This is a genomic window from Promicromonospora sp. MS192, assembly GCF_049532985.1.
Taxonomy (GTDB): Bacteria; Actinomycetota; Actinomycetes; order Actinomycetales; family Cellulomonadaceae; genus Promicromonospora.
Window position 1 is genome coordinate 26,237 of sequence record NZ_CP186693.1, and the last position, 11,297, is coordinate 37,533.

The following is an 11,297-nucleotide window of genomic DNA, read 5'->3' on the forward strand; positions in this document are numbered from 1 at the left end:
CGGGCCGGGACCGCCGATCACCCGGCGGCGGCACCGAGGTGGGTCAGCCCTGCAGGGAGTCGACCCAGTCCTGGTTGTCGGCGAGCCAGGCCTCGACGCCGGCGGCCGGGTCGCCCTCGTGCTCGTTGACGACCAGGTCCTCCAGGCTGCCGTACTGCTCGTCGGACAGCTTCGCGTTCGCCATCATCTCGGCGACCTCGGGGAACTCCTCGCTGAAACCGGCGGTGGCGAGCTCGTGCAGGCCCTCCGCCTCGCCGAGGGCGCCCTTCGGGTCCTCGAGGTCGCGGACCGGGAACGTGTTGTTCGCCCAGAAGGGGCGCCACAGCGTGACGACGATGTCCTCCTGCGCCTGCACGGCCTCGTCGAGGGCGTTCAGCATGGCGGGGGTCGAGGAGGTCTGCAGCTCCCAGCCGTCCTCGTCCAGGCCGTACTGCGGGATGACCTGCTCCTGGGTGGCCTTGGTCAGGCCGGCGCCCGCCTCGATGCCGACGATCTTGCCGTCGTAGTCGGCGCTCCTGCCCACGAGGTCCTCGATGGACCGCAGCTCGGAGTACTCGGGCACGGCGATGGTCAGCTTGGCGTTGTCGTAGTAGGCGCCGAGGTCCTCGATGTCGTCGCCGTACTCGTCCATGTAGGCGGCGTGCGTGACCTCGGGCCACGCGGACGGGTAGACGTCGATGTCGCCCTCGGCGAGACCGGTGTACAACGGCGCGGCGTCGTTGATCTCCTGGATCTCCACCGTGTAGCCGTCCTCCTCTAGGACGTTCTTCCACAGGTAGGCCGTGCTGAGGCCGTCGGTCCACGAGGGGATGATGCCCAGCGTGATCGTCTGGTCGCCTCCGCTCTCGCCGCTGCCCTCGCCCGAGCTGCAGGCCGCGAGGCTCAGGCCGAGGCCGAGCGCCGTCGTGGCTGCTCCGATCCGCTTGCCGGTGGTGCCGATCATCGGTTTCCTTCCGTTTCGTATATCTGGGGTTCGTTACGAACTGTCACGTGAGGTGTGTTGACGTGATGGGTTGACGTGGTGTGGTGCGCCGAGCGGCTCAGGCCGTCCGCGCTGCCGTCCCGGCGGGGGTGCGGGTGAACCGGTCGCGCAGCTCGCGGAGCCGGCCGCGTCCGGGCCGGCCGGAGCCGATCGAACCGGTCAGCCGGTCGAGGAAGATCGCCAGGATGACCACGGAGATCCCGGCGTCGAAGCCACGGGCGAGGTTGAGGGTCGAGATCGCGCCGACCACCTCGTTGCCCAGGCCGCCGCCGCCCACGAGGCCGGCAATCACGGCCATCGAGAGCGCCAGCATGATCACCTGGTTGACGCCGGCCATCACGGTCGGCAGGGCCAGGGGGAGCTGGATGTCCTTGAGGATCTGGCGCGGGCCCGCGCCGAACGCCTGCCCCGCCTCGACGACCTCGCCGTCGACCTGGCGGATGCCGAGCTCCGTGAGCCGCACGGCCGGGGGCAGGGCGAAGATCACCGTGGCGACCAGCGCGCCGGCCACGCCGATGCTGAACAGCTTGAGCACCGGCAGCAGCCAGACCATGCCGGGCATGGTCTGCATGAAGTCCATGACGGGCTTGGTGATGCGGCTGACGACGGGCGAGCGCGCCGCCAGGATGCCCAGCGGGATGCCCAGGATCAGCGCCACGACGGTCGCCACCACCACCAGGGCGAGGGTCTCGATGGCCGGTTCCCACATGTCCATCCCGATGATCAGGACCAGGCCGACCAGGGTGCCCACCCCGAGCTTCCAGTTGCGCACGAGCCAGCCGAGCAGCGCGAGCACGATCACGAGGACCAGGGGGTCCACGGCGAGGAGCGGGTCCGCGATCCCGTTGATGGCGCCCGTGATGAGGTCGCCGATCACGTCGAAGAGCGCGTCGAACGTCTGCTTGAACCAGGTGAAGCCGGTCTCGAGCCAGCTGCCGATCGGGATCGGCGGCACGATCGTCTGGGGAGCCGCGATCTCAGTCAAGGACGGCCTCCTTCGTGTGGTGGTGGTCGGGGTCCGGCGCGCCGGCGGCACCGGCCGCGCCGTCGCCCGGCGCGTCGGTCTCGGTGTGCGCGGCGAGCGCCGAGAGCAGCGTGATGCGCGGGACGACGCCGCTGAGCCGGCCGGCGTCGTCCACCACCGCGATGGCGGGGGTCTCGGCGGCCGGGCCGAACAGGTCGGCGAGCGAGGTGTCGGGGGACACGCGGGCCACCTCGGGGACGGGCCTGAGCAGGCCGTCGAGGTTCTTCTGCTCCAGGTGCCGGCCGACCTCGTCCTCGGTGACGTAGCCCTTGAGGGTGCGGTCACGTCCGGTGACGAACATCGCCGGGATCTGGTGCTCGCGCATCAGCTTGTGCGCGGCGCGCGGACCCTGCTCGGCCCCGAGCACGGCGGCGGGGGGCTCCATGACGGACGACGCGGTCAGGACCCGGGTGCGGTCGACGTCGGCGACGAACTGGGCGACGTAGTCGTTGGCCGGGTCGGTGAGGATCTCCTCGGCGGTGCCGACCTGGACGATCCGCCCGTTGCGCATCATGGCGATCCGGTCACCGATCCGCATGGCCTCGTTGAGGTCGTGCGTGATGAACAGGATGGTCTTGCCGAGCTTCTGCTGCAGCTCGATGAGCTGGTCCTGCATGTCCCGTCGGATCAGCGGGTCCAGGGCGCTGAACGCCTCGTCCATCAGCAGGATGTCCGTGTCGGCCGCCAGCGCGCGGGCCAGGCCCACACGCTGCTGCATGCCGCCGGACAGCTCGCTGGGCAGGTGCTCGTCCCAGCCGCTCAGCCCGCACAGCTCCAGGGCCTTGTGGGCCCGTGCACGGCGCTCCTCCTTGCCGACGCCCTGGGTCTCCAGGCCGTAGGCGGCGTTGTCGACCACGCTGCGGTGGGGGAACAGCGCGAAGTGCTGGAAGACCATGCTGATGCGCTGACGGCGCAGGCGGCGCAGGTCCTTGCCGGTGGCGGCGGTGATGTTCTCGCCGTAGAGCTCCACGTGCCCGGCGGTCGGTGGGTGGAGCCCGTTGATCATGCGGATCAGCGTCGACTTGCCGGACCCGGACAGGCCCATGACGACGAAGATCTCGCCTTCTTCCACGGTGAACGACGCGTCGATGACCGCTGGTGTCAGGCCGGCGGTCTTCAGGTCGGTGGCGTCGGCTCCGGCCTGGAGGCGCTTGACGCCCTCGCGGCCCTTGCGGCCGAACACCTTGTACAGGTGATGTGCCTCGATTGCTGGCACAGAGCCCCCTCGTCTTGGCAGTTGTCTCGGTCTCATCTGGGCAGGAACTGGTTACGAAAAGTCTCGAAAAGGAACGTCGGTGCGACGTGAACCGCCGTTCACCAGACCATGACCGGTCCTGTACATGCAAACTCGCTTAGTGTTCGTTACCGGATCGTTCAGCGTTCGTAACGTGGGCCGAACCTCGTGGCGGACGGGCGCTTAGGGCAGGATGTCCCCGTGACCCACGACGTGAACCCGCAGGCCGCGGATGACAACGAGCCGACCGGTGACGCCTCGGCCGAGCCCTTCGACCCCGCGACCTTCGACCCCGAGGCGGTGTCGGGGCAGGAGTCGGAGCTCGCCACCGAGGTCCTCGACTTCTGGGCGGCCACGCGGCAGTACGCGGGCATGGCCAAGGCGAGCATCGTGGTGGGGCAGACGGTGAGCGAGACCGTGCCGCCGCAGGCGTGGTCGTTCGGTGACGAGCCCGAGCTCGCCGAGAAGCTGCTCGCCGCCGTGCTGGCGGGCGACAAGACGGCGACGTCGTCGGCGCTGTGGGACTACGAGGACGAGGGCGCGCCCCTGCCGCTGGCCGGCGAGCTGTCGATCCTGCTCGACGGCGAGGGGCACCCGCGGGCGCTGATCCGCACCACGAGCGTCGAGACCACGACGTTCGAGCAGGTCGACGAGGAGTTCGCGGCCGCGGAGGGCGAGGACGACCGCACGCTGGAGTCGTGGCGCGCGGGCCACGAGGCGTACTTCCGCAGGACGCTCGGCGGGGGCCGCGAGTTCGCGCCGGACATGCCGCTGGTGTGCGAGCGGTTCGAGCTGCTCTACCCCAAGCCCTGAGCCGCCACGGCGGGGGCCGGTGACCGTGCCCGCGTCGTTGTCAGTGGCTCGCCCTACGGTGGTGGTCTCGGCCTGGTCAGGGGTGCTCGACCTCTGGCGGGCGACGATCCTGACGAGGGGTGAGGGCGATGGCGCTGCGCTGGTACTCGACGGTGGTGGAGTCCACCGACCACAAGAAGCTGGCCCGGTGGTGGGCCGAGGCGCTCGGCTGGGAGGTCATCTTCGACACGGACGCCGAGTCGGTGGTCGTTCCGCCGTGGGCGCTCGAGCTGTCGGAGTCGCTGGAGTTCCATCGGATGCCGCCGGGCATGGTGTTCGTGCCCGTGGAGCACGAGAAGGCCGGGAAGAACCGGCTGCACTGGGACTTCGCGCCGCACACGGGCGATGATCGCGACGCCGAGATCGCCCGGCTGGTCGGGCTGGGGGCCACGGTGATCGACGTGGGGCAGCCGCCCACCGCGACCTGGACCGTGCTGGCGGACCCGGACGGGAACGAGTTCTGCGTGCTGTCGGCCCGGGAGCAGTAGGTGCCGGCGGGGCGATGAGTTCCGCCCGCCCGGACGGTCGGCCCTGGTATGAGCACACACGTGACGTCCAAGAACCTTGCCGGCCTCTACGATCTGCCGCCGCTGGAGTGGGCGGCGGTGGACGCGGCGCTCGTCGACATCGGGGACCAGGCCCCCGGCGGGCGTGGCCCCGACCGGCACTCGCACTGGCTCACCACGGTCAACGCCGACGGCAGCCCGCACACCACGGGCGTCGGTGCGTTCTGGGACGACGGCGCCTTCTACGTCGTCTCCGGCCGCGGCGTCCGCAAGGGCCGGAACATGGAGCGTGAGCCGCGGTGCACCATCGCCGTGGCCGCCGACGACTACGACGTCGTGGTCGACGGCGTCGCCGAGCTGGTCACCGACGCCGGCGTGGTCGCGCACATCGCGCAGATCGCGGCGGACGGCGGCTGGCCGGCGACGGTGGACGAGTCGGGCACGGCACTCACCGCCCCGTACAGCGCGCCATCGGCGGGGCCGGCCCCGTGGCACGTCTACCGGGTCACGCCCACCCGGGCGAACGCGCTGTGGGTGCGGGAGCCGGGTGGTGCGACGGCCTGGTCGTTCGACTGACGCGGGATACCCGCGCTGCGTCCATTCCGTGAGACCGGCGTCTCATCCGGCTGCCTGCGCGCGTAGGCTCCGGACATGGCACAGGCGGCTACGACAGACGGCATCGACCTCGCGGTCGTCGCAGGAGACGGCATCGGCACGGAGGTCGTGGAGCAGGGGCTCGCGGTGCTCGAGGCGGCGCTCGCGCCGTCGGGCACCAAGCTCTCGACCACCGAGTTCGACCTGGGCGCGCGCCGCTGGCACGCGACCGGCGAGACCCTCACCGACGAGGACCTCGAGAAGATCAAGGCGCACGACGCGATCCTGCTGGGCGCGATCGGTGATCCGTCGGTCCCGAGCGGCGTGCTGGAGCGCGGTCTGCTGCTCAAGCTCCGCTTCGCGCTGGACCACTACGTCAACCTGCGCCCCACCAAGCTGTACCAGGGCGTCACCAGCCCGCTGGCGAACCCGGGCGAGATCGACTTCGTCGTCGTGCGCGAGGGCACCGAGGGCCCGTACGTCGGCAACGGCGGCGCGCTGCGCGTCGGCACGCCCGCGGAGATCGCCACCGAGGTCAGCGTGAACACCGCGTTCGGCGTCGAGCGCGTGGTCCGTGACGCGTTCGCCCGGGCGAACGCCCGGCCGCGCAAGCACCTGACGCTCGTGCACAAGCACAACGTGCTCGTGCACGCGGGTCACCTGTGGCGGCGCACCGTCGAGGCCGTGAACGCGGAGTTCCCCGACGTGACCACCGACTACGCGCACGTGGACGCGGCGACCATCTACCTGACCACGAACCCGAGCCGGTTCGACGTGATCGTGACGGACAACCTCTTCGGAGACATCCTCACCGACCAGGCTGCCGCGATCTCGGGCGGCATCGGGCTCGCGGCGTCGGCCAACATCAACCCCGACCGCACTGCACCGTCCATGTTCGAGCCCGTGCACGGCTCGGCGCCCGACATCGCGGGCCAGGGCAAGGCCGACCCCACGGCGACCGTCCTCTCGGTCGCCCTCCTGCTGGACCACCTGGGCTTCGCGGCCGAGTCCGCGCGCGTCCAGGACGCCGTGGCCGCGGACCTCGCGGAGCGTGGCGACGTCGTACGCACGACCGAGCAGGTAGGCCGCGACCTCGCGGCCCGCGTGACCGGGTAACGCACGTTCCACGAGAGCGGCGCACGGGTCACGCGAGACGGATCCCGGGCGCCGCTCTCGCATGTCGAGGGCCGTCCGGGCAGGCGCCCGGCTCCGAACGCTCCCTCTGCCTCGCCGGGCGTGGAAGACTGACAACAGCATTCCGGTGAAAGGCATCGACATGACAACAACGACGGATCCCATCCTCCCCGCCCCGCTCGAAGACCTGGTGGCGCTCTTCGACGTGCGGCCCACCGACGTGCCGACGTCGGACGCCGAGCGCGCCGAGGCGCTCCGTGCGCCGAAGTTCGGCACGGTGTTCACGGACCACATGGCGCGGATCTCGTGGAACAGCACGGACGGCTGGAAGGACCGGCGGATCGAGAAGTACGGGCCGCTCCAGCTCGACCCGGCGACGGCGGTGCTGCACTACGCGCAGGAGATCTTCGAGGGCCTCAAGGCCTACAAGCACGCCGACGGTTCGGTCTGGACGTTCCGCCCCGACCAGAACGCCGTCCGCTTCGCCCGGTCGGCGCACCGTCTCGCCCTGCCGGCGCTCAGCGTGGACGACTTCATCGGGTCCCTCGCCGCGCTGGTCCGCACGGACATCGACTGGGTGCCGGGCACCGAGGACTCGTCCCTGTACCTGCGGCCCTTCATGTACGCCTCGGAGGTTTTCCTCGGGGTGCGCCCGTCCGTCGAGGCGGAGTACCTCGTGATCGCCTCGCCGGTCGGCCCGTACTTCTCGGGCGGCGTGCAGCCGGTGTCGATCTACGTGTCCGAGCAGTACCACCGCGCCGGACCGCCCGGAGGCACCGGCGACGCGAAGTTCGGCGGCAACTACGCCGCGAGCCTGCTGCCGCAGCTCGAGGCCCAGCGGGAGGGCTTCGACCAGGTCTGCTTCCTGGACGCGGCCACCAACACCTACCTCGAGGAGCTCGGGGGCATGAACGTGTTCCTCGTGACCGACGACGGGACGCTGCACACGCCCGAGCTCGGCTCGATCCTCGAGGGGATCACCCGCGCCTCGGTGCTGCAGCTCGCCGCCGACCGCGGGTACGAGGTGGTGGAGCGGCAGATCCCGCTCACCGAGGTCTCGGCCGGGCTCGAGTCTGGGCAGATCAAGGAGTTCTTCGCGTGCGGCACGGCGGCCGTCGTGACCCCGGTGGGGCGCCTGGCCGGGGCGACGTTCGACCACGAGGTCAACGGCGGGGAGCCCGGCGAGCTCACCATGGCGCTCCGCCAGGAGCTCACCGACATCCAGTACGGCCGCGCCGCGGACCGGCACGGCTGGATGCGTCGCCTGGCCTGACCCGTCGGGAGAAGACCAGGGCGAGGCAGAACCGCAGCGATCTCGCTGTCGTCCTGCCTCGCCCGGTTCTCTCCCGGTGTCAGCCCCACAGGCGGCCTATCGCGTCGCGGGCCACCAGGAAGCCGACGATGCCCACCACCCACGCCGTGGTGCTCGCGGCGTTGCGCGTCAGCCAGCCGTCCAGCCGCCCGAGCGGGCGCTCCACGAGCCGCGCCGCGAAGACCCGGGCGGCGGTGAGCACCAGCGCGGGCGCGATCATGACCACGCAGTACCCGAGCACCCAGAGGCCCGACGCCGGCCAGCCCGGCCCCTGCGTACCGATCAGGCCGAGTGCCGCGAGGTACGGGAGCATCGTCGCGACCTCGACCAGGCCGGCGCCGACCGCCAGCAGGGCCAGCGCGGACCCGCTCCCCGACTCGCTGCCGAGCACCCGTTCGCGCCAGCGGCTCAGCCGGCCCGCACGCGTCGCGGGGGTGGTGTCCGCCGTGGGACCGCCCGCCGGCGAGGCCGCGTCCGCGGGCACCGGGGCGCTGCCCGCGGCACCGCCGGCGACCGCCGCCGCGGGCTTGCGCCCGCCGACCGGCTCCAGCTTGAAGCTCCAGGCGAACAGCCCCACGCCGACCAGGAGCTGCGCGATCAGGAACCACCGCGTGCCGGACAGGGTGGTGAGTGCGTCGCTCAGGGCGTTCGCGCCGAGCAGGATCGCCAGCCCCACCAGGGCGTAGAACCCGGCGATCGAGCCCAGGTACAGCAGCATCCGGCCCACCCGCACCCGACCGGGGGACATCAGCAGCCACACCGGGATGAGCAGCGTGCCGAAGCTCGTGGAGTCGATGAGCGCGAGCACCACCAGGGCGCCGACCAGCGCGGTACCAGTGAGCTCGGCGGAGAAGAGGTCCATGGGACACAGCCTCGTGCCGGCGGGCGGCGGGCACATCGGCCGAAGCGCCGACCCCGCCTACATCCTTCGGATGACCCGGCCGGCGCCGTCTCGTGCTGAGATGGTGGCATGCCCCGCCTGCCCGACCGCATCGAGCCCCTCGCCCGGGCCGTGCTGGCCGAGGACCGCCGGGGCGACGTCATCACCGCCGCGAGCCTGCTCGTCATCGCGCTCGGGCTCGACGCGCTCGGCCTGGTCCGGACCTCCTGGAGCGGCCCGCCGGACGTGCCGGTCTGGTGGTTCGTCGTCCCCGCCGTCGTCGGCTGCACCGCCCTGGTCTGGCGCCGGATCCACCCCCTGGGCGCACTCGGCGTCGCCACGGTCGCCTTCGTCGCCGACGTCGCGCTCGGCGGCAGCGTGGGCCTCATCGTGATCCTCTGGGAGGCGCTGTACGCGGTCCACCTGCACGGACGCCGAGCAGCGCGGCGGGTCGCGGTCGCCGGCGTCACGGTCGCGGTGCTCGCGGTCTCGGTCCTCGCGGGTGTGGCCTCCGGCGAGCTCCGCGGCGCCGTCCTCGGTGGGCTCCAGGCCAGCACGCTCCTGGTCATGCCGATGTGGTGGGGCGCCAACGTGCGCCAGGGTCGGGAGCTCGCCGCCGCCGCCGAGGAACGGGAGCGGCTCGAACGGGAGCGCGGCACCGCCCTGCTCCGCCTCGCCGAGGCCGCGCGGCACGACGCCGTCCGCGCCGAGCGCACCGCCGTCGCACGCGACCTGCACGACGTGGTCGCGTCGCACCTGTCCGCGATCACCATCACCTCGGGCGCGGCGCTCGCGGGCGCGGCCGAGCCGGACCGGGACCGTGCCGCGCTGCGGGCCGTCCGGGCGGAGAGCCTGGCCTCGCTGCAGGACATGCAGGCGATGATCCGCGTGCTGCGTGCCGAGACGACGGCGGGGAGCGCGGAGGGCTCGTCCGCGGAACCTGGCGCACGACAGGACCCGGGACCGGGGCCACGGCCAGGCACAGGGCCCGGCGTCTCCGACCTGCTCGCCGCACCACGCGTCGCGCAGCTCGCCCCCGTGCTCGACCAGGCGCGCCTCGCCGGGCTCGACCTGGCGGTCTCGGACCCCGACGGCGTGCTGACGGGCGCTGCCGTGCTCCCGGCCGCCGTGGACCACGCGGTCTACCGGGTGGTGCGCGAGGCCCTGACCAACGTGCACAAGCACGGCGGCGCCCACGCCGACCTGAGCTTCGCGGCGGACGGGCAGCTGGAGGTGGAGGTGCACGACGTCGGCGCACGGCCCGGCGATCCTGCGCACCCGCCCGTCGGGGCGGGCGGCACCGGACTCGGCCTGGTGTCGATGCGAGAGCGGGTGGAGGCGGTCGGTGGCACCTTCGAGGCAGGCCCGGCTCGCGACCCGGGGGAGACCGCCGGTGCGGGCTGGCGCGTGCGCGCCACCCTGCCGCTGCCGCGCCGTGCGGACACCTCGGACGGCGTTGCGCCGGGGCGTCGCGCATGATCCGCGTGCTGCTCGCCGACGACCACGCGGCGATCCGCGCCGGCCTGCGGATGCTGCTCGCGACGGCCGGCGACATCGAGGTGGTCGGCGAGGCCGGTGACGGCGCGGTGGCCGTGGCGAACGCGCGGGCGCTGCGCCCCGACGTCGTGCTGATGGACGTGCGCATGCCGGGCACCGACGGCGTGACCGCCACCCGGCGGATCGTCGAGGAGGGGCTGGCGGAGGTGCTGGTGCTCACCACGTTCGACCTGGACGAGTACGTGTTCGGCGCGCTGCGTGCCGGGGCCGCGGGCTTCCTGCTCAAGACGGCCGAGGCGACCGCCCTGGTGGACGCCGTGCGGCATGTCGCGGCCGGGGACGGCGTCGTGGCGCCCGAGGTGACCCGGCGGCTCATCGCGGAGCTCGGCGCGCCGCGCACCGGGAACGGTGCCGGCGGCCGGGCGACCCCCGCGGTCACCCTGCCGGAGGACCTGACACCCCGGGAGCTCGACGTCCTGGCGGGCCTCGGGTCCGGTCTGTCGAACGCCGAGCTGGCCGCCCGGCTGACCATCAGCGAGGCCACGGCCAAGACCCACGTGTCGCGGGTGTTCGCCAAGCTCGGCGTCACGTCCCGCGTACAGGCCGCCATCGCGGCCCGCGACGCGGGCCTCGCCTGACGCCCGGCCTCAGCCCCGCTGCTGCACCACCGTGCGGCTCAGCGTCCCCGTGAGCAGGGAGTAGACCGCCGACCCGATGATGATCCAGACCACGGCCGCGAGCACCGCCGGGACGATGTCCGCCCGGTCGGCGAACGGCACGGCGGCGAGGATCACGGTGGCCAGGGCGACCACCCAGCCGAAGAACGAGCGCGGGCGCGGGGTGCTGAGCACGAAGAGGTAGAGCACGACCGCGGCCAGCAGCGCGAAGAGCGCCCCGGCCACGACCCAGGCCATGAGGTCGGAGCCCGTGCCGAACAGGTCGGCCTGGGCGTGGACCTCCAGGCCGAGCACCTCCTCGAGGATGAAGTCCGCGGCGAGCCCGATCAGGGCGGCCACCAGGACCGTCGCCAGCGCGCCGGCCCAGTACCGGCCCACCTCCAGGCCGAGCCGCGGGTTCTCGGTGCCGGAGGTGACCGGCTGCACGTGCGCCTCGCCGCGGGCCGGACCCACCGGCTGGGTGGGGGTGCCGGGCACCTGGGCGGGCGGCGGAGGGTAGGCAGGCGGCGGCTGTTCCCCGTACTCGGGGTCGTAGGGCCGGTTCGGGTCACTCATTGAGATACCTCCCGGTTGTGAGCCGTATGTCCACTCCACCACGGATCGGA

12 protein-coding genes are annotated in these 11,297 nt (G+C 72.5%); 7 read left to right on the top strand and 5 right to left on the bottom strand.

What is annotated here, in order from left to right; all coding sequences use genetic code 11:
* Positions 1-43: 43 nt before the first annotated feature.
* The 3 genes from ACO229_RS00115 to ACO229_RS00125 all read right to left on the bottom strand — a co-directional run bounded on the left by ACO229_RS00115 (position 44) and on the right by ACO229_RS00125 (position 3,222).
* Positions 44-943, bottom strand: a complete 900-nt coding sequence (locus ACO229_RS00115; RefSeq protein WP_423463299.1) for a glycine betaine ABC transporter substrate-binding protein — start codon at positions 941-943, stop codon at positions 44-46.
* 97 nt (positions 944-1,040) lie between these two features.
* Complete coding sequence (locus ACO229_RS00120) at positions 1,041-1,967, bottom strand: ABC transporter permease (protein ID WP_423463300.1); 927 nt, start codon at positions 1,965-1,967, stop codon at positions 1,041-1,043.
* Positions 1,960-3,222, bottom strand: coding sequence for a quaternary amine ABC transporter ATP-binding protein (locus tag ACO229_RS00125; protein ID WP_423463301.1), 1,263 nt, complete (start codon positions 3,220-3,222; stop codon positions 1,960-1,962). Before ACO229_RS00125 ends, ACO229_RS00120 begins: the two co-directional genes overlap by 8 nt.
* 219 nt (positions 3,223-3,441) lie before the next feature.
* Between ACO229_RS00125 and ACO229_RS00130 the strand changes: the two genes are divergently transcribed.
* The 5 genes from ACO229_RS00130 (at position 3,442) to ACO229_RS00150 (ending at position 7,599) form a co-directional block, all read left to right on the top strand.
* Complete coding sequence (locus ACO229_RS00130; RefSeq protein ID WP_397410597.1) at positions 3,442-4,053, top strand: ASCH domain-containing protein; 612 nt, start codon at positions 3,442-3,444, stop codon at positions 4,051-4,053.
* Positions 4,054-4,181: 128 nt separating this feature from the next.
* Positions 4,182-4,580 carry a VOC family protein gene (locus ACO229_RS00135; RefSeq protein WP_423463302.1) on the top strand — a complete coding sequence of 133 codons (399 nt, stop codon included), beginning with the start codon at positions 4,182-4,184 and terminating at the stop codon, positions 4,578-4,580.
* 48 nt (positions 4,581-4,628) lie between these two features.
* Positions 4,629-5,174: a pyridoxamine 5'-phosphate oxidase family protein gene (locus ACO229_RS00140; protein ID WP_423463303.1), complete on the top strand. Its 546-nt coding sequence runs from the start codon at positions 4,629-4,631 to the stop codon at positions 5,172-5,174.
* A 75-nt stretch (positions 5,175-5,249) separates the two neighbouring features.
* The gene (locus ACO229_RS00145) at positions 5,250-6,308 is read left to right on the top strand and encodes a 3-isopropylmalate dehydrogenase (RefSeq protein WP_423463304.1); all 1,059 of its coding nucleotides are present in this window, start codon (positions 5,250-5,252) and stop codon (positions 6,306-6,308) included.
* Between the two features lie 160 nt (positions 6,309-6,468).
* A complete protein-coding gene (locus tag ACO229_RS00150; protein ID WP_423463305.1) occupies positions 6,469-7,599 on the top strand; it encodes a branched-chain amino acid aminotransferase in 1,131 nt (376 codons plus the stop codon).
* A gap of 79 nt (positions 7,600-7,678) precedes the next feature.
* Here the strand turns inward: ACO229_RS00150 and ACO229_RS00155 are convergent, their stop codons facing one another.
* The gene (locus ACO229_RS00155; RefSeq protein ID WP_423463306.1) at positions 7,679-8,500 is read right to left on the bottom strand and encodes a GAP family protein; all 822 of its coding nucleotides are present in this window, start codon (positions 8,498-8,500) and stop codon (positions 7,679-7,681) included.
* A gap of 108 nt (positions 8,501-8,608) precedes the next feature.
* Here ACO229_RS00155 and ACO229_RS00160 point away from each other — a divergent pair, with 108 nt between their 5' ends.
* Both ACO229_RS00160 and ACO229_RS00165 read left to right on the top strand, forming a co-directional pair.
* A complete protein-coding gene (locus ACO229_RS00160) occupies positions 8,609-9,997 on the top strand; it encodes a sensor histidine kinase (RefSeq protein ID WP_423463307.1) in 1,389 nt (462 codons plus the stop codon).
* Complete coding sequence (locus ACO229_RS00165) at positions 9,994-10,653, top strand: response regulator (RefSeq protein ID WP_423463308.1); 660 nt, start codon at positions 9,994-9,996, stop codon at positions 10,651-10,653. Before ACO229_RS00160 ends, ACO229_RS00165 begins: the two co-directional genes overlap by 4 nt.
* A gap of 9 nt (positions 10,654-10,662) precedes the next feature.
* Here ACO229_RS00165 and ACO229_RS00170 read toward each other — a convergent pair whose 3' ends face one another.
* Positions 10,663-11,247, bottom strand: coding sequence for a DUF6069 family protein (locus ACO229_RS00170; RefSeq protein ID WP_397410581.1), 585 nt, complete (start codon positions 11,245-11,247; stop codon positions 10,663-10,665).
* Positions 11,248-11,297 lie beyond the last annotated feature (50 nt).

Bases quoted from the DNA above. Each gene is read 5' to 3' on its own strand.
- ACO229_RS00115 (WP_423463299.1), bottom strand. From the start codon at position 943: ATGATCGGCACCACCGGCAAGCGGATCGGAGCAGCCACGACGGCGCTC.
- ACO229_RS00160 (WP_423463307.1), top strand. From the start codon at position 8,609: ATGCCCCGCCTGCCCGACCGCATCGAGCCCCTCGCCCGGGCCGTGCTG.
- ACO229_RS00150 (WP_423463305.1), top strand. From the start codon at position 6,469: ATGACAACAACGACGGATCCCATCCTCCCCGCCCCGCTCGAAGACCTG.
- ACO229_RS00135 (WP_423463302.1), top strand. From the start codon at position 4,182: ATGGCGCTGCGCTGGTACTCGACGGTGGTGGAGTCCACCGACCACAAG.
- ACO229_RS00145 (WP_423463304.1), top strand. From the start codon at position 5,250: ATGGCACAGGCGGCTACGACAGACGGCATCGACCTCGCGGTCGTCGCA.
- ACO229_RS00140 (WP_423463303.1), top strand. From the start codon at position 4,629: ATGAGCACACACGTGACGTCCAAGAACCTTGCCGGCCTCTACGATCTG.
- ACO229_RS00165 (WP_423463308.1), top strand. From the start codon at position 9,994: ATGATCCGCGTGCTGCTCGCCGACGACCACGCGGCGATCCGCGCCGGC.
- ACO229_RS00170 (WP_397410581.1), bottom strand. From the start codon at position 11,247: ATGAGTGACCCGAACCGGCCCTACGACCCCGAGTACGGGGAACAGCCG.
- ACO229_RS00155 (WP_423463306.1), bottom strand. From the start codon at position 8,500: ATGGACCTCTTCTCCGCCGAGCTCACTGGTACCGCGCTGGTCGGCGCC.